A 22,399-nucleotide genomic window follows, 5' to 3' on the forward strand; every position below is an offset into this window, starting at 1 on the left:
TAGTAACCTAATGAATAGAGCAAACAGTTTCACCAAAGAAGAACTTATCGCCTGTGGCCAGGGCTCACTGTTCGGTAGCAACTCGCCACGTCTGCCAATAGACAATATGCTGATGATCGACAGAATTGTGACCATTAATGGTGATGGCGGTGAGTTCGGTAAGGGAGAAATTGTCGCTGAACTCGACATAGACCCCAGCCTGTGGTTCTTCGATTGCCATTTCCGCGGCGACCCCGTCATGCCGGGTTGTTTGGGATTGGATGCCATGTGGCAGCTGGTCGGCTTCTTCCTGGGATGGGAAGGCGCCGAAGGTAAAGGCCGGGCACTGGGTGTGGGTGAAGTCAAGTTCACGGGCCAGGTGCTGCCTGATGCCAAGAAAGTCACCTACAAGCTAAACATCAAGCGTAAGATCCACCGTAAGCTGGTAATGGGCATTGCCGATGCCGTGATGGAAGTCGATGGCCGTGAAATCTATTCCGCGACCGATCTCAAGGTCGGTATCTTTAGCGATACTTCGACTTTCTAGACCTTCAATTGCTTGCCTAAAAAAATGCCCTCTCGTTGGAGGGCATAGGCTGCATTATTTACTGACAGTTACTTAGAAAAATTACTTACTGAACATACCGTTGATTCTGCCGTCGACGCCTTCGCGCCAACCGCCTAACCACTGTGACCGCGAATCAAGACTCGCATAGGGACAAAGCTCCTTGGAACGCCCCCCCACTCCTGCTTGAAATCCTTTTGAAAATGCTCTGTCTAAACGATCTCGTTTTTGTCTTTTCATGCAAGCGTCCTCTGTTTCTACAGTAATAGAAGCTATGGCTTCACTGATAGAAATAAAACTTTTCTCGACCGAGATCAATCAAAAAATCGCCTATTATAATGGCTAATTATTAAACTATTGAGATCTTGATGAAAAAAAATCGAGGCATTGGCCTCGATTTTTTTCAAGAGAAGATCTTAGCTGAACATTTTGCGCCGTAACCAGACAAAAGGCAGCAATAACAACCAGGCAATGCCCGCAGCGCCCGAGCGTTCGAAATTACCACCATCATTGCTGTCATCGGCCAAATCACAGGCTGAGGCCGATGCCGCCGGCTGCAATACCACCATACGCGGCAGGTAGGCGGTAACAGGTTCGCCGTTACCGTTCAGTTCAAACAGAGGCAGACCATTATCCCCAATGATCAAATTCCCATCAGCATCGAATTGGTACTGGGGCTTACGTATGAATGCCGTCCCTACTATGGTGCCATTTTCATTGATACTGCTGCCCTCGACGACGAGGATGTCGCTGTTATAGGACAGGGTCTTGCCCGTACCGTCCTGCACCTCAACCTTGTTGCGGCTCCAGCTGTTATCTGCTCCCTTGACATAGCCTTTCGACTCACAAGTCAACAAATCATTGATATTGTTGAACTCATCGCTGGTCTTGTCATAGAGGAAACCTGCCTTGGGTCTGGGTTTATCCTTATCACCCGTGGTCTCGATGAAGCCGACCACCTGGCCCTTGTTGTTGATATCCTTGGCTCGACTGCTGCGATCAGACAAGATGCTGAAGAAATCATTCGGCGTCACTATCTCAGTATCCGGCGTAGTGGTATCGAAATAGAAAAACTTATCCCTCAGATAACCGTCGATGTACTTCTTATAGCTACCCACCAAAATTCCACTGTCGTTGATGTCATAGGCAATAGAGTTGCTGACCTCATCGGCCATGGGTACCCAATGGTATTGGTACTCACCGTTGGCGTCTTTAGCCCAATAGGCGGCGTCCATACGCAACTTATTAGTATCGTCGTTACGGTACACGTGTGAGCGACCGGCAACCACGCCGGCACTGTTCACGCCTAACCCCTGAGCCGTATATATGAGGCTGGAATCTGCCGCCGGCGTCAGGCCCAATGGCAATTCAGTCCCGCTCGCGGTGCCGGCTTCGACTTGCCAGACATAACCGCGTATCTGGTATTGAATGTTGGATGACACTGTCTGGCCACGGCTATTCAGCGTTGGATATTGCTCTTGTTGCACGCAGACATCCACGGGAAGAGTATTGCTCGTACCCAGGCAGTAATCGACCCGCTCACCACCAAATTGGCTGATCGCCGTGCTGGCATAACCCGTTACCAAGCCGTTGTTGTTGATGGCACTCGCCGTCGACCAGCCGCCGAGCTCAACCGTCTGGGCGTCTTTGACATAAGTCGTATAAGGCGGCAACAGCTCGATTTCGCTATCACCATCCTTTACCACCCCATGGGACTCATAATCGCGCAAGTACCAGAATTCCTGTCCTTCCGTCGTCCCCGTATATTCGACTGTCCGCTGTTGGGCCGTCATGCTGCCGACCTTGACCCCCGCATCATTGATGTCGTAATAGACGGCATCGACCGAGTTGACCGTACTGGCATCGTTTGCATCTGTCAGTTCCGGGGCGGTAGTGCCATTGATGCTGTCGAAGGTTGGCGTCCAGGGGGCCGGGCTGCTGTTCTCCTCGGCGGTGAAAGTGAAGTTGTTGGCCACTAGCGGCAGGTTGATCGAATAAACGATCTTCTCTTCGGGGGCGATGCCATCTTCTACATCTATGACCCCACCTTCAACATCGGCGCTATTGAGCTTCTTCTTGCCCTTGGACACACCGACCAGCTGCTCCTGATCGTTAACGGCAGTCGCATAACCCGTGCGGGTGCCTGCGAGTGTCCCTTTCAGATCAAAGTCTTCCAGATTGACGATTTCATACACGGAAGCCGCCTGGGCCGTATGCAACACACTCATGACACCCACGGCCACCAAGGAAAGGGTCTTATCAAACGTTAACTTCATTAATTTATTTCCCATTATTATTATGGTTACTTCAGTGACTCAAGCTCTTCCCATCGCTCAAAGTAAACCTCTAAAGATTGTTCTTTCTCTGCCAGCTCATTGAGGCGTTCATTCACCAGGGCGCTGTCCTGACTGTAGAAATCCGGCTCACCTATCCTCAGCTGCAGCTGCGCTATTTCTTGCTCCAAGGCTTCCATTAACCCGGGTAAGGCGTCCAATTCTTGCTGTAACTTGTAAGACAGCTTCTTGGTGGCCTTAGGCGCCGGCGCAGGAGTCTTGACCACTTCGGCGACAACTGGAGGTTGGACCGCCTTTTGCGACTGAGGTTCCTCGGAATAAAATTTAGCGCCCTGAGACACGGCATCCTGGTAGCCGCCGACATATTCGCTCCAGCGACCATTGCCGGCAAACCACCAGCTGCTGGTGACGGTATTGTCGATGAAGGCCCTGTCATGGCTCACCAGCAACAGGGTGCCATCGTATTCGGTCAACAGCGACTCTAACAATTCCAGGGTCTCTATGTCGAGATCGTTGGTAGGTTCGTCGAGTATGATGAGATTCGCTGGCCTCAGGAGCAGACGGGCCAACAACAGACGATTTTTCTCACCGCCGGACAAGGCCTTAACCGGCGTCCTGGCACGCATGGGGGAAAACAGGAAGTCCTGCAAATAACTCAGGATATGCCTGTCTTTACCATTGATGGTGACCGTCTTCTTGCCCTCGCCGACGTTATCCTCGACGGTTTTTTCGGGATCCAAGGCCTCACGGTACTGGTCGAAATAGGCCACTTCCAGCTTGGTACCCACCTTGATCTCACCCGATTGCGGCTGCAACTTTTCGATCAGCAGTTTAATCAGGGTGGACTTGCCGCAACCGTTGGGTCCGATCAAGGCGATGCGATCGCCCCTGACCACAGTAGTGGTGAAATTTTTCACCAAGTCCTTATCCGGCAAGTTGTAGTTCAGATCTTTGACGTCGAACACCAGCTTACCCGAACGCTCGGTCTCAGACACTGCCATCTTGGCATTGCCCTGACGATTGAGGCGCTCCATCCGCTCGACCCGCAGGGCCTTGAGCGCCCGCACCCGACCTTCGTTGCGGGTACGGCGAGCCTTGACGCCCTGGCGGATCCACACTTCTTCTTCCGCCAGGCGCTTGTCGAACTGCGCATTCTGTTCCGCCTCGACCCTGAGCCATTCCTGCTTGCCGTCGAGATAGGCCTGATAGTTGCCCGGCCATGACGTGACCACGCCGCGATCCAAGTCGACAATGCGGGTCGCCATCCGGGCGATAAAGCCCCTGTCGTGACTGATGAAGACGATGGCACCCTGATAGCTCAGCAGGAACTGCTCCAGCCATTCTATGGTGTCTATGTCCAGGTGGTTGGTTGGCTCGTCGAGCAACAGCAGATCCGGCTCGCTCACCAGGGCACGGGCCAAGGCGACCTTACGTTGCCAGCCACCGGACAATTCCGACAGCGGCTTGTCGGGATCCAGCCCCAGCAGCTCACAATTTTGATTGATGCGTGAATCCAGTTGCCAGCCGTTGAAGTGATCCAAGGTTTCCTGCAGGCGTTCCATCTCCTTGAGCATACGTTCCATCTGCTCAGGATTGGCATGGGCCACGTCGTGGGACAGCTGATGGTAACGCTCCAGCGCCTCACCCACATCCTTCAAGCCGGCCGAGATATAGGCATAGACAGTGCCCTGCTCCGCCTTGGGCGGATCTTGCTGCAGGCGGCTGACAGTCACATCGCCGGCGATGTTGAATTCCCCGTCATCGAGCAACACATCGCCCGACAAGATTTTCAGCAGGCTGGATTTTCCGGCGCCGTTGCGTCCCACAATACAGACACGTTCACCGGCTTCGATGGTAAAATCGGCATTTTGCAGCAGTGGGGTATAACCATAGGCTAATGAGCCATTATTGATACGAACCAGACTCAAACTAAGCTCCTGTAAACTCTTTTAATTGCTTGGCATCGAAAGGCCAATTCAGCTCACGCCCATCTGGGGCCATGAGCACTGGGATCCGTGTGCCGTAACGCTCGGCCAAGGTGTCATCATCACAGATATCTCGGCGACTGAATGCAATAGCCGCATCCTGCACCAGGGCTTGGGCCAACTCACACAGATGACAGCCCTGGGTATGGAACAACAGATACAAGGTTGCCGACTCAGACATGGGTGATCAACCAAGTGTTGTGAATATGCGGATTGCGCTTGTAATCCAACGGCAGGGTCATGGCGTCGATATTTGTCACCTGGATCTTCAATTTAGCCAGCGCTTCCACGTCCATCTTAAACTTGCGTTTATTGTTGGAGAAGATCAACTCACCCTGGGGGCTGAGCAATTTCACCAGGGAGGTCAACAACTCCACATGATCGCGTTGCACGTCGAAGGAGTCTTCCATCCGCTTGGAATTGGAGAAGGTCGGCGGATCGATGAAAATCAGATCATAGGATTGCTGACAATCACGGATCCACTGCAGACAATCGGCCTGGACGAACTCATACTGCTTGCCCTGCAAACCATTGAGGGCAAAGTTGTCCTTGGCCCAGTTGATATAGGTATTGGACATGTCGACAGTGGTCACAGACTTGGCGCCGCCGAGCCCGGCGTGGACCGAGGCCGACCCAGTATAGGAGAACAGGTTCAACACCTTGCGCCCCTTGGCCTTCTCACCCACCAGCTTGCGGGTCAATCTATGATCCAGAAACAGCCCTGTGTCCAGATAGCCCGTCAGGTTCAGCTTAAACTTGGCGCCGTATTCAGTGGTGATCCGCTCCAGCTTGCGCTCGTCGAGTTTCTGATACTGGTTGGCGCCTTTCTGACGTTCACGGGTCTTGAGGATGATCTTGTTCGGGTTGATGCCGATTGCCGCCGGTAAGGCCAGGAGAACATCGCTGAAACGTCGCTTGGTCACGGCCTCGGGAATGCTTGCCGGCGCGGAATATTCCTGCACTATCACATAGTCCAGGTACTTATCGACCGCGACATTGTATTCGGGAATGTCCGCATCATATAAGCGGTAACTGTCTATGCCCTCTTTCTTGGCCCATTTCTCCAGTTGCTTGGCATTCTTCTTGATCCTATTGGCGAACGCAGGTGCGATATCGGCCACATCCATGCCATCTTCGGCCGGCAAAGGCGCATCCCGCCGGGTATTGGTGGCATGCAGGGTATAGAGGTTAAAGGCACACTCGAGCGCACCGTTAAACATCTTCATCTGCTTATCTGCCTTGAGCTTAAGCGAAGAGATGAGTTCGACATCGCTGCAGAGGACGGCGACGCGCCAGCCACCGAATTCCTTCTTCAGCTTATCGCCCAGTTGATAATAGAGTTGCAGCAGCTCAGATACGCTGCCCAAACGCTCACCGTAAGGCGGGTTGGTGATCAAAAAGCCTTCGGCCGCCGGGGGCTCGACCGTCAGGGCATTGGCCACTTGAAATTCGATGAGATCCAGCACACCGGCATTTTCGGCGTTGCGCTTGGCCAGGGCAACCAGGCGTGAATCTATATCCGAACCATAGAACTTGATGGCACAGCGCTTGGTGCCCAGAGAGGCTCTGGCCTTGGCTTCGTCGACCACTGCCTGCCATAGCTTGCTGTCGTGGCAGCGCCAGTGTTCGAAGCCGAATCTGTTTCTTTGCAGCCCGGGGGCGATATCGGCGGCCATCATCGCCGCCTCTATGAGCACAGTACCACTGCCGCAGAAAGGATCGAGCAAGGTGGTGGGTGCCGCTTGCCAGCCGCTGCGGGCCAGCATGTTAGCGGCGAGATTCTCTTTCAGCGGCGCCTCACCCGTGGTCGAGCGATAGCCGCGCTGGTGCAGCGAAGGGCCGGAGAAATTCATCGCTATGGTGATTATGCCATTACGAAAATGGGCATCGATCCTGAAGTCGGCATCGACACGGGCCACATTGGGGCGCTCCACGCCATCGTCACGAAAACGGTCGACGACCGCGTCTTTGATCTTCAGGGCACCGAACTGGGTATTATTGATGAAACCGCCGGTGCCATGAAAGTCTATGCTGAAGGTGTTGCGGTTGGAAAAATGCGCAGGCCAATCAACGCAATATGCCGCGTTATAAAGCTGTTCCGCCGACTCACACGCGCCCTTATAGATGACCAATACCAGGCGACTGGCAAGGCGGGTCCATAAAGTAATGCGATAAGCCAGCTCTAACGGCGCAGAAAAGTACACCCCGGCAACGCTCTCTTTTATCTCGGTCGCGCCAAATTCCGCCAGCTCGTTAGCCAGACTATATTCGAAGCCCTTGGGGGCCGCAGCAAAAAAATTAAACATGAATAGTAAACTACGCCGTCAAAATCAAACCGCCATTATACCTGTTACCACTAATAAAAGATAAACAGTTATTGGCCCCCATGGCCTTGGCACACACAGTTCCCGCCCCGTAACGCCAAAGGTTGCCGATTTCAGTGTGAAATACCCGCATCCAGTCGCTTATTTGAGCACTCACCACTTATTTTACACTTGCGCCTTGCAATGCCAAGACGCTGTCGTTATAGTCTGCCCCGCTTTGAAGACGGACGCGGGATGGAGCAGCATGGTAGCTCGTCGGGCTCATAACCCGAAGGTCGTAGGTTCAAATCCTGCTCCCGCAACCAATTCAAGGCATGAGTACAAATGATATTATTCGGACGCGGGATGGAGCAGCATGGTAGCTCGTCGGGCTCATAACCCGAAGGTCGTAGGTTCAAATCCTGCTCCCGCAACCACTTCCTCACTGAAGGAAGCGAATAATTCAGTGTTAGGCTCAAGATGTAAAGCATGAAATCGGACGCGGGATGGAGCAGCATGGTAGCTCGTCGGGCTCATAACCCGAAGGTCGTAGGTTCAAATCCTGCTCCCGCAACCACTTTCCTACTGAGGAAAGTAAAAATTCAGTGTTAAGCTCAAGATGTAAAGCATAAAATCGGACGCGGGATGGAGCAGCATGGTAGCTCGTCGGGCTCATAACCCGAAGGTCGTAGGTTCAAATCCTGCTCCCGCAACCACTTCAAATGTATTCCTCAGTTATTCTTCAGAAACAATCCAACTCAGCTAATTTCCTCATATACAACCAAGCTTATATGCAGCATGGTAGCTCGTCGGGCTCAGCTCTTGATAACCCCTGATTGCTGATGACCAGAGACTCCTGATAACCCCAGGCACTTCATAAACAGAGATCTCATAACAGGCTCCTCATGAACAAGCACCTGAGAAACAGGCGAAGAGCCTGGATTCAGATAAGGCGCCGGCAGCCATTTAAATTTAGCTTTCCTGGGTAATTATTATGCAGGAATATCCATCTGAACCACGGTTATCATAGGCAAAATTCGGTTGCTGACTCTCTTTTTTTAACCCGGGTTTAATATAGGTATTTTACCCGAGTTAATTATCCCTTGGCATGGCTATCTCACTTCTTTTGGCTGAGCATGATTTCCCGTGCAACAGCAGAGGTAAGATTCCGGGTAAAACCAGGCTAAAGATGGCGCAGGTTAAAAAGATAGAGACAGGAATAAGGATAGGAATAGAGATAAAGATAAAAGGAGGCGAAGTAGAATATGCCTCAAGCGGCAACTATGTGTTTTTTCACCCTCAATGGATGCAATCTGTTATGCATTATCTTTATGGTTTCAAACTGACTCAAGATTTTGGCATCGCTCAGGGTCAACTCCTTAGACAACAGCATGACCAGGGTCGCCTGCAGGCTATTTTCCACCACCAGCACCAAGGCCCTCTCCCCGCGACACTTGAGTTCGAACAACTTGCCTGCTTCGCTGTAGACGCAGACATCGCTGACATCGAAGAACCAGGACTTAGGCATCTGAGGTTTCAGCATGAAATGAGCCGCGGTGGCATTCAATGCCGTCTGCACTATGGCAGCGTCTGTGACAGACAATACTCTGGGCAGCCGATCGAGCAGTTCGATATAGAACCGTGCATGTTCGATACTGAACTCACTCTGAAATAATGCATCCGGAATAAGTGACTTGGCTCTATAAGGAGTAAGAAATTCCATTTCCATACCTAACGAAACGCTTAATACACCATACGTATCGTTATATCTCCACTGCCAATCCTTCTGTGGCATTAATAACATAACCTTTACCTACAAGCTGAACTCATGCAGATAATAGTAGATATTTTACTCAATATCAAAAAGTATTTTAAATATCCAACCAATAAACAAGATCTTAATGAGATCTAATAGGGATCTTTTTGCGATCTGAATGAGAAAAAAGGATCGCTTCCACGATCCTTTTCTTTATTTTGCCCTATATGCGGCAACTATTTCTTTTATTAACTCTGGGCCATGATAAATAAATCCGGAATATATCTGCACCATGGACGCACCCGCATCGAATTTTGCCAGCGCATCGGCGGCAGAATTGATCCCGCCAACCCCCATGATGGGGATCTGTCCCTGTAAGGCCGTAGCCAGCTGTCTGATCACTTTGGTGGACAGCTCCGCCAGAGGCTTACCACTTAAGCCACCGCTTTCATTGGCATTTTCCAAACCACTGACCCCATCTCTGGTGAGTGTGGTATTGGTTGCAATCGCCCCGTCAAACTTATTCTTAAGTAAAGACTCGGCGATATTGTCAATCTCGTCCGAAGTCAGATCCGGTGCAATTTTCAGTGCAACTGGCACATAGCGTCCATGCTTGGCCGCGAGTTCGGCTTGTTTCACTTTGATCGCACTCAGAAGATCATCCAACAGATCGCCATACTGCAGCGATCTTAATCCAGGCGTATTGGGCGATGAAATATTCACTGTGATGTAGGAAGCATAGGGATAGACTTTGTCCATGCAGATCAAATAATCGTCTTTTCCCGTTTCGACCGGGGTATCCTTGTTCTTGCCTATGTTCACGCCGACCAAGATATCGGATTTTTTGGCGATAAGGTTCTTAACCAGGTTATCGACCCCTTTATTATTAAACCCCATGCGATTGATAATGGCCTGAGCAGGTTTGAGCCTGAATAGTCTGGGAAGCTCATTACCCGGCTGCGGCCTGGGTGTCACAGTGCCGACCTCGACATGACCGAATCCCATGGCATGGAAGGCATCTATGGCCTCACCGTCCTTATCCAAACCCGCAGCTAAACCTACGGGATTGGGAAATGTCAGTCCCATGAAATTCACCGGCGCAGGCGCTATCTGCTGACGATATAAACAGGCCAGCGGACTGTTGGAGGTGGAACTTAAACTGCGAATGGCCAACTTATGCGCTCGCTCAGGGTCCATCTGGAACATGACTTTCTGTGCGATTTTGTAAAACATGCTTTCTCCTTGAGCTAAAAAAAGCCCCGGCGATCGCCAGGGCTTAAGATATTAACAACGCCTTACTTAGGACCTTCGCAATGAAGGATAAGCAGGTTCAATTCCCGCAGTGCAACCGAGAACTTGGCAAATTCATGACTCTGAGATGTCTTGAAGTCGGCCAGCATGTGGAACCATCTCTCCAGCAGTCCCTGATTGCTCTCTAACCACTGGGCAATCACGGTATCGGCATCACAGGTCTCGCTGCAGGTTTTCAATACCACAGAACTGAGCGCTCTCTGTTGCCAATCCAGCTCTTCCCTGAAGGCCGCTCGGGCCAGGGCTTGCCAATGGTTAGCCACGGGCTGGGCGCTGATCTGGTTCAGGAACCAATGCAGCTCGACTCTGGCACCCAACTTGAAGTAGGTCTCGGCCACCAGTGCCACAGGCTTATCCTGGAGCTGGGCTATCTGGGCTATGTCCAGTGCCGAGAACAGGGTGCTCATGTTGGCAACCTGAGTCGCCACTTCGACGGGCACCTTCTGCTCGACCAGCTGGGCTATCTCGGCGTCGATACCGGCCACTTCATCCTCAACCATGTAATTATGCACATTGGCTTCAAGCTGGCTGAATACCGGCTTATAGAAGGCAATGCTCTGCTCTATGCTGAAATTACGGTTGCGGTGACGCAGGAACCAACGACAAACCCGGCGCATGTTGCGACGCAGCTGATACAGCATCTCGCCTTGCACGCTGGCAGGGGCAATGCCATTGAGCGCCGAGATGGATTTGGTCAAATCATCCAAACCGAACACTTCACGGGCAATGGTATAACAGATCGCCGCCTCGGCCACCGAAGCACCGGTTTCATCCTGCATGCGCTGAACGAAATTCATCCCCATGTTGTTGACCAGTTCATTGGCCAGAGAGGTCGCAATAATCTCACCGCGCAGTGGATGCGCTGCCATCTGTTCGCTGTATTTCTCCTGCAGTTTCTGCGGGAAATATTCGATCAGCAGCTGGCTGAGCAGAGAGTTATCGGTAATTTCCGGTGTCACCAACTGTTCTTTGAGCAACATCTTGGCGTAGGCCACCAACACAGATAGCTCAGGACGGGTCAAGGCACGGCCATTCGCCAGGCGCTCGGCCAGTTCCTCTTCCGATGGCAGGAACTCCAACGCCCGATCCAGCTTGGCATCTTTTTCCAAATACTGAATGAAACGTATCTGTTCTTTCAACTGCTCGGCACCATGTACCTGAGTCACAGAGATGGTACGGGTCTGATCTTTACAATCTTGCAGTACTATCTGACCGACTTCTTCGGTCATCTCTTCCAACAAACGGTTACGTTGCTTCAGGGTCATCTCGCCGTCGGCCACCAAGGCGTTAAGCAAGATCTTGATGTTGACTTCGTTGTCCGAGCAGTCAACCCCGCCTACGTTGTCGACGAAATCGGTATTTATCCGACCGCCATTGGCAGCATACTCGATACGGCCCAACTGAGTGCAACCTAAGTTACCCCCCTCGCCTATGATCTTGGCGCGGACTTCACGACCATTGACCCGAATCGCGTCGTTGGCACGATCTCCTACTTCGGCATGGGTCTCACGGGCAGCTTTAACATAGGTGCCGATACCGCCATTCCAGATGAGATCCACCGGCATCTTCAGCAATTCTTTCAGCAGTTCGTTCGGCGTCATGGTGGCTTTTTCTGTGCCCAACATGGCCTTCATTTCCGCCGACAGCGGGATAGATTTAGCCGAGCGCAGGAATAAACCGCCGCCCTTGGAGATCAGCTTGGCGTTATAGTCTTCCCAGCTGGAGCGCGGCAAGACGAACAGGCGCTGACGTTCGGCATAACTGGCAGCGACATCCGGATTCGGGTCGATGAAGATATGCATATGGTTGAATGCGGCCACCAGCTTAGTGTGCTCAGACAACAACATACCGTTACCGAATACGTCACCGGCCATGTCACCTATGCCGAGGCAAGTGAAATCTGTGCTCTGGCAATCCACGCCTTCTTCGCGGAAGTGACGTTTAACCGACTCCCAGGCACCCTTGGCCGTAATCCCCATCTTCTTGTGATCATAACCGTTGCTGCCACCCGAGGCGAATGCATCGCCGAGCCAGAAACCGTATTCGATGGCGATGGCGTTGGCGATATCCGAGAAGGTCGCAGTCCCCTTATCCGCTGCCACTACCAGGTAAGGATCGTCTTCGTCGTGACGTACCACGTCCGCCGGCGCCACTATCTCACCGTTGATGATATTGTCGGAGATATCCAACAAACCGCGGATGAATAAACGGTAACATTCCTGACCTTCGGTGAAGAAGGCTTCACGGCCACCTTCGGTCGGCAGTTGTTTACAAACGAAACCACCCTTGGCTCCCACAGGCACTATCACAGTATTCTTAACCTGCTGGGCTTTGACCAAGCCGAGAACTTCGGTACGGAAGTCTTCGCGGCGATCGGACCAGCGCAGACCGCCCCTGGCGACCTTGCCACCACGCAGATGCACGCCTTCGACTCTGGGCGAGTAGACGAAAATCTCATACTTCGGCAGTGGACGCGGCATTTCAGGGATCAGTGCCGGTGAATATTTAAAGGAAATATAGCTCTTGGGCTCGCCTTCAGGGGTCAACTGGTAGAAGTTGGTCCTCAGGGTTGCATTGATCAAATCCAGATAGCGGCGAATGATGCGATCATCATCCAGGCTGGAGACTTCATCCAGACGCAGGTTGATCTGCTCCATAAACTTGCCCAGGGTACGGGTCTTCAGCTTAGGATTGAACTTGCGGATAAACATCTTCACCAGCAAGTCGGCGATCTGCGGATAGCGGCTGAAGGTTTCTTCTATGTATGCCTGACTGAAGGTCGCATCTATTTGACGCATGTACTTGGCGTAGGCACGCAGCACTGACACTTCGCGGCCGCTGAGGCCTGTGGCCAGCACCATACGGTTGAAACCATCGTCTTCCAGTTGCTTCTGCCATACCTGTGACAGTGCCGTCTGGAATCTGTCCTGGCTGTCGGTTAGGTTTTCAGTGGCCGCGCCCTTGACCGTCATCTGGAAGTCTAAAATCCAGAAGGTCGCACCGTCGGAGGTCTTGACCTCGTAGGGGCGTTCGTTGATCACCCTCAGGCCAAAGTTTTCCAACATGGGCAACACGTCGGACAGGTGGATAGGCTCATCCTTGTGGAATAACTTAAGGCGTACCTTGTTGTTATTCAGCACGGCTTCCTGGGGTTGATAGAACAACATGCCCAATTTATGGTTGTCGTCCAACGCTTCGAGGTGCTGCATGTCGACCACGGCCGAGCTTGGCAGGACATCTTCCTTATAGCTTGGCGGGAAGGCGTTGAGATAACGTTTGAGCAGGCGATTTCCCGCATCCTCACCCAGGGCACTGTTGAGTGCAGTGTTGACCTTGTCTTCCCACGAACGCGCCGCTTCGATTAAGTTGTTTTCTATAGCTGACACATCTACATCCATACTATTATCATCGACTTTAACTATGTAGTGAGTCCTGGCTAGGCTCGACTCGGAAAAATAAGTCGTAAACTCTACATCTTCTGTACTGCGGAAATGCTGGGCGAGAATACGCTGGGTATCCTGGCGCAGTTTGGTGTTGTATCTGTCTTTGGACACATACACCAGACAGGAAAAGAAGCGACCGAAGCCATCTTTGCGCACAAAGAGTTTCAACTTGTCCCTGTCCTGCATCTCCAACACGCCGTGGGCCATGTTGGCCAACTCGTCGACTCTGGCCTGGATTAGCTCATCGCGGGGCAAGTTTTCGAGAATATTCAGCAGTGCCTTATAGTCGTGTGAGCGTGGCGTCAGACCCGAACGCTCCATCACTCGCTGGACTTTCTCGGCCAGCATGGGAATTTCCCTTGGACTGCGGTTATACAGGTTCGAAGCGTACAGGCCTATGAATCTATCTTCGCCTATCACATTGCCTTGCTTGTCGAAGCGCTTGATCCCTATGTAATCGACATAGGCGGGTCTATGTACCCGGCTCTTGGAACTGCTCTTGGTCAGTACCAGCAGGCTCGCATCCAGGGCTTCTTTGCGTGCCGACTCGGACAGGCTGGACAACATCAGCACTTTTTCCTGATGCGTATGACCCGGCTTATTCATCAGACCCAGACTGCTGGGAATGTTCGGCACCAGCTCGACATCGCCCTCGATACGGCGAAGTTCGTGTTGACGATAGCCGAGCAAGGTAAAATGATGATTATTCAAGTAGGTGAGGAAATTAATCGCTTCTTCCAGCTCCTGCTTATCCCCAGGGAAAGGACGTGTAGACAGTTCCTTGATGGTGCTGCTCAGTTTATCCGACATGGCTTGCCAGTCATTCACGGACGCAGACACATCTCCCAGCACAGATTCGATTTCTTTTTCCAGTGCCTTGATGTCCTGGTTGCTGCTTTGCCTGTCGATTTCGATAAGGAATACGGCAATGTGCTCAGCGTTTTTAGGGCTGTCTTTGGCATAAGTGACCTGGGAAACACCGCCGGCATCACGTGTGATGGCCAAGGGAGTATGCAGCATCATGTGTGCTGTGATCCCCATACGGTTCAAGATCATACCGACCGAGTCGACCAAAAATGGCATGTCAGGCTGAATGATTTCGATAATGGTATGGGTGGATTGCCAGCCGTGTTTGGACTGACTTGGGTTGAACACGCGGATATGCGTGCCGCTGGTTGGGGTCTTGTTGAGTGCATTCCACAAGCTCAGGACCGCGCCATAGAGATCGCTGTCGTTACGGGCGTTAAGATCGTCCTTCGACATATGGGCGTAGAGGCAAGTCGCGAATTGGCCAACTTGTTTTGCTTGTGAACTAGGGACTTTGGAGTCAATCAATCTAACTACATTTTCAAGTAGTACTGAAGGCATTGCATCTTTCAAGGCCATGTTGCTGTTTCCTTAAGCGTCTATGGCAGCGCTTTTTTCATTATTTGGATGCTTCGGCTTAATGGCTCGCGCAAATGTTAAGGTCTGAGCCATTGCGCGAAGTCTATTACTAAATCCACCACATTTCGAGCAAAATTTTAGTGGTACAGCCTCTACAAATCCAGCAAATACGGGAAGCGAGCAAGCTCAATGAAGAAACAATCGGTTCTTTAGACTAAGTATTCAAAAAGAAATGGGGAGTCATACTCCCCATTGCTTTGTTCAGCGGGCTTTACGCCAGAAAATGGCCGCCAGCGACGGCAAGATAATTATGGCTCCGAGCATGTTCACCAAAAACATGAAGGTCAGCAGTATGCCCATATCCATCTGGAACTTGAGTGCCGAGAAAAACCAGGTACTGACGCCTATCGCCAGGGTCAAGCCGGTAAAGATAACCGCACTGCCCCGCTCGACCAAGGCTTCATAGTAAGCCTGCTGCACCGCCATGCCGGCGCGTAATTTCACCGACATGGTCGACAGGATATAGATGCCATAATCCACCCCTATGCCGACCCCCAGGGCGATCACGGGCAAGGTGCTGACCGCCAGCCCTATGTCGAGCCGGGTCATCAGCGCCTGTGCCAGGGTAGAGACCACATACAAAGGCAAGATCACCGCTATGGTGGCCCGTAGGGATTTAAAGCTCATCAGACACAGCACAAACACGGCACCATAGACATAGAGCATCATGGGCAACTGCGCCGCCGCCACTGCCTCATTGGTCGCGGCCATCACCCCCACAGGCCCGGAAGCCAGCCTGAACTTGAGGCTATCCGTGTCCATCTTGGCTGCCAGCGCCTTGGCCTTGGCTACGACCACTTCTATGGTTTCGGCCTTATGGTCCTTGAGGAATAAGTACACAGGCATGACGGAGCAATCACCGTTGAGCAGCCCTGAGGTGGTGGGGATCCTGCCTATCGCCTGTACCAGGCTGGCGGTATTGCGCGGCAGCACTTGCCACTTGGGATTGCCTTCGTTGAAGCCGGCGTTGACCTTCTTGGCTATAGAGGCCAGACTCGCGGTCGACTCCACCCCGGGCGTGTTGCTCATCAACCATTCATATTCATCTATCTGAGCCAGCACGTCGTGATAGGTACAGGCCTCGGGCGGGGCCTCGACTATGATGGTCATCACATCTGTGGTGATAGAGAAATGATCTGTGATATAGAAGGTATCCTGGTTATAACGTGAATCCTGATGCAGCGCCGGGGCGCCGCCCTTGAGATCCCCTATCTTCATCTGGCCAGCCTGCTGGAAGCCAAAGCCGTACAGGACAGCCGTTGCCAGCAACACCATCAGCGCGTATTTCGGCGTGGCGAAACGCGACAGGGTACGCCATATCCAGTCCACACCCGTGGGTGCGCCGCACGCCTCTGCCCTCTTGGCCTCGGGGGTTTTAGTCCCTTTCAAGTTGGCAAAAGACAGCACCAAGGGCAGCAGAATGAGGTTGGTCAGTATGATCACCGCCACCCCGAGCGAAGCCGAAATCGCCAACTCACGTATGATGCCTATGTCGATGGACAGCAAGGTCAAGAAGCCCACAGTGTCAGACAACAAGGCGACCCCACCTGGCACCAACAAACTGCGGAACGCACTGGCGGCGGCCGCTTTGCTGGTCTGACCGTCCAGCACCCGCCGGCGCACGGCATTGATCATCTGTACCCCATGGCTCACGCCTATGGCGAAGACCAGGAAAGGCACCAAGATAGACATGGGATCCAAGCCGAAGCCTATCACGGTCAACAGCCCCAACTGCCAAACCACGGCGATCAGGCTGCACACAAGTGGCAGCAGAGTCAGCACCACGGACTTGGAGAACAGATACACCATGACCGCAGTGACCAGGATGGCGATCAGGAAAAACAACAGCACGCCTTTGGCACCATCGGCGACGTCGCCGGCCATTTTAGCGAAACCTATGATGTGAATTTTCACCTTGTCGGTTTCAAACTTGCCCCGCAGCTCCTTTTCAAGCTGCGCCGCGAAGGCGATGGTATCCAGTGGCTTGCCGGTTTGGGGATCGAAGTCCATCAATTGTGCCGTGAGCATGGCGGCACTGTAATCGTTGGCAATCAGGCGGCCGACTATGCCCGCCTTCTCTATGTTGTTGCGTACCGTCTCCAGCCCGGCTTCGGAGGTGGAAAAATCCGCCGGGATCACAGGGCCACCGGCGAACCCATCTTCAACTATCTCGGTGAAACGGGTCGAAGGTGAAAATAACGACTTCACCTGTGAGCGGTCGACGCCGGGAATGAAGAACAGCTGATCGTGGACATTCTTGAGGGTGTCGAAATAGTTGGCATTGAAAATATTGCCACTGGTATCTTCGACCGCCACCATGATGCTATTTGCACCACCAAACTGTTTCTGGTGCTTGAGGTAAGTCTGCATATAGCTGTGATGCAGCGGGATGTTTTTTACAAAAGCCGCATCCATCTTCAGCTGACTCGCCTGATATGCCAACACCAGTGTCATCAGTGCAAACCCGATTATCACCAGCAGGCGATGGCGAAATAAAAAAGTTTCAAATCCGTTGACCAGTTTTTCTAACATCTTTAGGCCCTGTTATTGTTTTAATAGGTTACTGCTTGAAAATGACCAGCCCCTGAGAGCCTGCCAGCCAGAGATTGCCCTTGGCGTCTCTGGCCATGGCCACCAGGTTTTCCCCCTGACGGCGGGCGAGCAATGACGCCTGCCCGGAGCCGTTCACTTCGATGATCACCCCGGCATTGCCTATGAGGGTCAAATCATCATGCTCGCCGGCCAAGGCCGCATTGATCGATGAGCTGGCCGGGATAGCTATCGGCTGCCACGCCTGTAAGCTGCTGTCGGACTTAAACACATGACCGCGCAGGCCCATCACATATACGGCGTCATCGAGCTCTATGGCGTTAAACATGGAACCTTCGTAGTTCAGCTCCAGACGGCTGAACTGCCTGCCCTTATCGGCTGATACCGCCAGCATGCCAAGCTCGCCGGCCAGTAACAGGCGACCATCCTTGAGGGGAATAATACGGTTGAAGTGCGCCAGCAAGGAGGCACGCTCGCTGAGATAGGCGGCTTCATCGTTGGCCTTCAGATCGGCCAGATAGGCCACATCCTCTTCGAACAGGAGTTCCTGATGGAATTCTTCCTGCCAGTGTTCCCCGCCATCCAAGGTGCGATAAAACAATCCATAGGCACCGACGGCAATGCCTTCATTTGCATTGAAAAACAACACATCAAACAAGGGTTTCTCTATCTCGGGTGCCTGCATCTGCACAGTCCAGGTCTGCCCGCCGTCACGGGTATGTATTATGGTGGCATCATGGCCCACGGCCCAGCCCAACTTGGCATCGAGGAAAAACACCTTGGTCAACAGGCTGGTCACAGGGGTGTCCACCTGATGCCAGGCCTCATCCGAGCTTCCATGGAGCAACACATGGCCCTTGTCTCCGACCGCGACCAGAGTGTCGCCGGCCTTGCCAATGTCGAGCACCAGAGATGACACGGCCAATGGCTGTATTTGGGAGGTCAGAGGATCCAGATTTGGGGTCGCGGATACGAGTGCCGACACGGACAATGCCCCCACAGCACACACTAGACGAAGCATGCGATACGGCATACAAACTTCCTTAAACTAATGAGGGGCGCGCTGCGCCCCTGTCTGCTGATGTATTAGCGGATGCCTGCACGTCTGAGCGCATCCGGGGTGAAATTCGCCTCTGTCAGTTTGGCGTCGAAGTCATACATGCGTCCTTCGTTATCCAAGCCGATCGCCAGATAGCGACGGGATTGCAGATCGTGGAAGACTTCCAGGGTACTCCAAGGTGTCGGCACCTCGTAATAGTTGAGTCCGTGCGCCACCGCGACCCGATAGAGCTCGTCACGATTATCGTACAGATCCGCTATAGATACCTGCCAGGAATCCTCATCCAGGTACATGTCGCGCACCTTGTAGATGTGGCGCATACCCGGCTTGAGTGTCGCCCTGACCTGCCATACCCTGTGTTTTTCCCAACGCACATACTCTGGATTGATATGTCCTGGTGTCAGAATTTGATCATACTTCAGCTTATCCGAATGCAGCTTGTAGTCGTTATAAGGAATATAGATCTCTTTCTTGCCGACCAACTCCCAGTTGTAGCGGCTGGGCGAGCCGTTGAACATATCGTAATCGTCGGTGGTTCTCAGGCCATCGGACACAGTGCCCGGCGTATCGAACGCCACGTTGGGCGCCTTGCGAACCCGGCGTTGTCCTGTGTTATAGGTCCAGGCCTGACGCGGCAGCGCTTCCTGATCCAGTGTCTCTTTTACCAGGAGTGCGGTACCCGCCAGACGTGCCGGCTGAGTGACCACCTGCTTGAACAGTGCCAGGGTATTCTCCTGCTTGAGCTTCTCGGGCGTCATATCCGGACGGGAATACTCGAAGCGCAGTTGCTCCGACAGTTCGACCAAAGTGTAGTCGCCTCCCTTGGTGGGTGCCGCTTGGTTACGCTCTGTCTCGACATCCACACCACGGAAACGCAATATATGGTTCCAGATGGCCTCCAGGCCATTGGCCGGAATGGGAAAAGGGATCCCGATAGCCGCGCCTGAAACCCCATTGCCATTGGCGACCAGCTCGCCGCGGGTGGCGTTGGCCTTGGTGGCGTCATAAACAAATTGCGGCACCGAGGCAGTACGCCGGGTCTGATACACATTCATCTTGAAAGTGCTCGGATACAGTTCGAATAACTTCATCTGTCCCGGCGTCAGGTTCGCCTTGTATTGGTCCTTATTGGCGTTGGTGATAGTCATTTCTATCTTATCGCCGGGAAAAGGATCCGGATGATGCATGCCCTTGGTATAACCCGCAACCGGCTTGGTGATGCCACCATCCCACGCCGGAATTGAGCCATCGGCATTCGCGGCTTTTTCGCCACCGAGCGGGGTCAACTCGACACCGAGTTTGGCCGCCTCGGCCTGGGAGACCTTCGCCAGTGCCGCCGGGGCACTCAGCCCCATAATGACGGCGGCCGACAATAACGTCAGTTTCTTCATGCTGCTGTCCTTTTAAATCGAATACTTGATATTGAAAGAAATATAATCACGATCTGCCATCGCATTGGTCGTTCCTACACCGCCGAAGAAATTGTTGTAGGACAGATCTGCTCCCCAACGACTCTGGTAGTCGAAGTTGAGGCCGACGGCCACCGACTTGCGCCCTTCGGTAAACAGGAAGATAGGATCGGGTGTGATGCCTTTGACGTCGTGAGAGAAGATCATCCTTGGCGACACGTTGACGCCGGCAAACAGGTTATTGAAGTCGGCCTTGGCCACCAGGCGATAACCCCAGGCAAAATCGGTTGGGAAGGGATTGGTCTCTGGGCCATCCTGCAATGCCTGGATGATCCCCGGCATATCAGGATTACCACCCGAACGTGCCGTACCCGGGCCGTTCAGGCGCAGCTCATCGAAGCCCGGCATGTCGTGGATCCAGACGCCGCCCACTTCGGCCAGCATGGTCAGGTTATCCGTGCCCAAGGTAGGACCGAACAGGTGGGTAAAGGTCATCTGTGCCTGGGTGGTGTCCCGACGGATGAAGCCATCGGCATATTCGCCCGGGGCAAAGGTCTTCATCTGGGAAATCCCATCCAGATCGGGACGAATACCCGCGTTGGCCAGCTGTTGCGGCATGGCGGCGAACAGGAGTTCAACATCATCTATCTGCAGCGGCTCACCCTGACGATGGGCGATTTCACCGGCAACCGAGGTATCCCCTATCAGGGTATTGAAGCTGAAGCCATAGAGCTTGATGTCTTCCGGATAGACTATCTGCGCCTTGGAGAAGCTCTTCAGGCTCAGCAACAAGTCGCGATCTATGTTATCGGCGTTTTGCCCAACCAGGGCAAGATCACCGAGCAAGGCGCCGCTGGTAAAGTTGGCCGTGGTACCACTGATCAGCGGCCGGCGGCTGTGGTAATTCATGAAATAGAGGCCAAACTCAGTTTCCCCCAGCTCAGGGGCATAATAGCCGAGCTTGATGCCGTATTGACCCGAGTCACTCGGCTCCAGCTCATCCTCAATCAGGGTCACCTTGGTGGGGTATGCCAACGCCATCTCTGCCAAGACCTCGGTCGGGTACATCTGTCCACTGTTGAGCATGGCACCGAGACGTGAGTATTCGGCGAGCAGGAAATCCAGGTTGATGTCTGGGTTGGCATTGAATCCCAGCTGGGCATTTTGATTGTAGCCACCGAAGCCGGCAAAATCATTGGTTGCAAAGATGGAGCCAGGGGTAGGAACCCAGATAGGCTGCCAATCGTATTGATAGAAGGCCTCCATGGAGAGGGAGTCGGTGATCCCGAGCGATGCCCATACCATACCCTGAGGCCTGAAGGCTTCTTTCAGCTCGGCGCCGGGGGCGTTGAGAATGTTCAGGTCGACCGGGTTAATCTCGGCAATACCGTGAGAAATCAAAGTACTCTCACCCCAGGATACCACCTGCTTACCCACACGGATCGACAGGGGGTTGGCGCCATTGTTGAAGTCGAAATTGGCGTATACGAAGGCATCGAGCAGGCGCAAATCTTTACATTGGACCTCTTCGGCGCGCTTGTCGGCACAGGGATCGAACTTTTCGCCGGTCAGCGGATCGTTGAAATCATAATTGCCATCGTTGAGCTTACGATCGTAAAAATACATGCCACGGGCAAACAGACCAAAGTTTTCATACTTCAGGGACAGTTCGTGCAGCCCCTTGAAAATTTCCGAGGTGGTATCGCCCTTGGAGTACAAGAGGTTACTCAGGTCGTTGTTGCTCGAGTAAGACCCAGGCTGGGCCCAGGTGTCTTGCGAATTGTAAATGGTATTACCGAAGGCACTGTAACCCGACCAATTAAACTGTGGCTGGTTCACCTTGCCTATCTGGCCTTCCCAGTCGCGGGCGCCGACACGCCAGCTGGCACCGGCGGTCCAAGTGGAGTCGAATGTCCCTTGGACATCCCCCCAATCGAATGACACTGCTCCGACGTCGGGGATCATTCCCAGACTCAGTGCCGACGCTACCCCCAAAGCAAGCGCCGACTTGTTAAAACAGTTTTTAACAATATTCATTTTAGCTTCTCTCCGTAACCTGCTGGATTCTTCGTTATAGGAATTTCAACCAACATCTTGTTAGCCTACAGGTAACGCCATTGTTACAGCATTTAACAAGCAACGGCAAGGCGCAAACGCAGAAAATTTTCCAGAGAATTGAGGACTTAGCTGCGTTTCACCGCAATAAAACGAACGCTTGATTTGAATCTGCCGGCGATTGGGGGGGAATGGCCGCAAGCAAGTATGATAATAGGTTATAGATCAACTAGATAGAATAGA

General features: G+C 52.8%; 13 protein-coding genes and 4 tRNA genes. 5 read left to right on the plus strand and 12 right to left on the minus strand.

All coding sequences use genetic code 11. The features are described from left to right. Nucleotides 1–10: 10 nt before the first annotated feature. On the plus strand, nt 11–526 hold the full coding sequence (fabA, locus tag LZP73_RS00635) for a bifunctional 3-hydroxydecanoyl-ACP dehydratase/trans-2-decenoyl-ACP isomerase (protein WP_234232593.1): 516 nt from the start codon (nt 11–13) through the stop codon (nt 524–526). Between the two features lie 81 nt (nt 527–607). On the opposite strand, the gene rmf is transcribed toward fabA, so the two are convergent. From rmf to rlmKL, 5 genes are all read right to left on the minus strand, one after another. Next, nucleotides 608–784 (minus strand): ribosome modulation factor, encoded by a 177-nt coding sequence (gene rmf, locus LZP73_RS00640; protein WP_169562876.1) that lies wholly within the window; start codon nt 782–784, stop codon nt 608–610. A 176-nt stretch (nt 785–960) separates the two neighbouring features. Then, entirely contained in the window at nt 961–2,820 is a 1,860-nt protein-coding gene (locus LZP73_RS00645) for a DUF3466 family protein (RefSeq protein ID WP_234232594.1), read from the minus strand. A 26-nt stretch (nt 2,821–2,846) separates the two neighbouring features. After that, the gene (locus tag LZP73_RS00650) at nt 2,847–4,766 is read right to left on the minus strand and encodes an ABC transporter ATP-binding protein (protein ID WP_234232595.1); all 1,920 of its coding nucleotides are present in this window, start codon (nt 4,764–4,766) and stop codon (nt 2,847–2,849) included. A gap of 1 nt (nt 4,767) precedes the next feature. Next, nucleotides 4,768–5,004: a glutaredoxin family protein gene (locus LZP73_RS00655; RefSeq protein WP_234232596.1), complete on the minus strand. Its 237-nt coding sequence runs from the start codon at nt 5,002–5,004 to the stop codon at nt 4,768–4,770. Beyond that, a complete protein-coding gene (rlmKL, locus tag LZP73_RS00660) occupies nt 4,997–7,129 on the minus strand; it encodes a bifunctional 23S rRNA (guanine(2069)-N(7))-methyltransferase RlmK/23S rRNA (guanine(2445)-N(2))-methyltransferase RlmL (RefSeq protein WP_234232597.1) in 2,133 nt (710 codons plus the stop codon). The genes LZP73_RS00655 and rlmKL overlap by 8 nt, the downstream gene beginning before the upstream one ends. 246 nt (nt 7,130–7,375) lie before the next feature. Here rlmKL and LZP73_RS00665 point away from each other — a divergent pair. From LZP73_RS00665 to LZP73_RS00680, 4 genes are all read left to right on the plus strand, one after another. Beyond that, nucleotides 7,376–7,452: transfer RNA gene (locus LZP73_RS00665), tRNA-Met, on the plus strand. Between the two features lie 34 nt (nt 7,453–7,486). Beyond that, a tRNA-Met gene (locus tag LZP73_RS00670) sits at nt 7,487–7,563 on the plus strand. A 63-nt stretch (nt 7,564–7,626) separates the two neighbouring features. After that, a tRNA-Met gene (locus LZP73_RS00675) sits at nt 7,627–7,703 on the plus strand. Nucleotides 7,704–7,765: 62 nt separating this feature from the next. Next, a tRNA-Met gene (locus LZP73_RS00680) sits at nt 7,766–7,842 on the plus strand. Between the two features lie 554 nt (nt 7,843–8,396). Here LZP73_RS00680 and LZP73_RS00685 read toward each other — a convergent pair. From LZP73_RS00685 to LZP73_RS00715, 7 genes are all read right to left on the minus strand, one after another. Next, nucleotides 8,397–8,930 (minus strand): cell division protein ZapC, encoded by a 534-nt coding sequence (locus LZP73_RS00685; protein WP_169562881.1) that lies wholly within the window; start codon nt 8,928–8,930, stop codon nt 8,397–8,399. Nucleotides 8,931–9,095: 165 nt separating this feature from the next. Next, nucleotides 9,096–10,115, minus strand: coding sequence for a quinone-dependent dihydroorotate dehydrogenase (gene pyrD / locus LZP73_RS00690; RefSeq protein WP_234232598.1), 1,020 nt, complete (start codon nt 10,113–10,115; stop codon nt 9,096–9,098). A gap of 62 nt (nt 10,116–10,177) precedes the next feature. Continuing rightward, nucleotides 10,178–15,022 carry an NAD-glutamate dehydrogenase gene (locus tag LZP73_RS00695; RefSeq protein ID WP_234232599.1) on the minus strand — a complete coding sequence of 1,615 codons (4,845 nt, stop codon included), beginning with the start codon at nt 15,020–15,022 and terminating at the stop codon, nt 10,178–10,180. Between the two features lie 261 nt (nt 15,023–15,283). Beyond that, nucleotides 15,284–17,614 (minus strand): efflux RND transporter permease subunit, encoded by a 2,331-nt coding sequence (locus LZP73_RS00700; protein WP_234232600.1) that lies wholly within the window; start codon nt 17,612–17,614, stop codon nt 15,284–15,286. Between the two features lie 28 nt (nt 17,615–17,642). Further along, nucleotides 17,643–18,665 (minus strand): WD40/YVTN/BNR-like repeat-containing protein, encoded by a 1,023-nt coding sequence (locus LZP73_RS00705; RefSeq protein WP_234232601.1) that lies wholly within the window; start codon nt 18,663–18,665, stop codon nt 17,643–17,645. Nucleotides 18,666–18,718: 53 nt separating this feature from the next. Then, entirely contained in the window at nt 18,719–20,083 is a 1,365-nt protein-coding gene (locus tag LZP73_RS00710) for a DUF1329 domain-containing protein (protein ID WP_234232602.1), read from the minus strand. A 12-nt stretch (nt 20,084–20,095) separates the two neighbouring features. Continuing rightward, nucleotides 20,096–22,138, minus strand: coding sequence for a DUF1302 domain-containing protein (locus LZP73_RS00715; protein ID WP_234232603.1), 2,043 nt, complete (start codon nt 22,136–22,138; stop codon nt 20,096–20,098). Nucleotides 22,139–22,399: the final 261 nt, after the last annotated feature.

Origin of the sequence: Shewanella sp. AS16 (assembly GCF_021412365.1) — a bacterium.
In the GTDB taxonomy this organism is placed as follows: Bacteria; Pseudomonadota; Gammaproteobacteria; order Enterobacterales; family Shewanellaceae; genus Shewanella; species Shewanella salipaludis.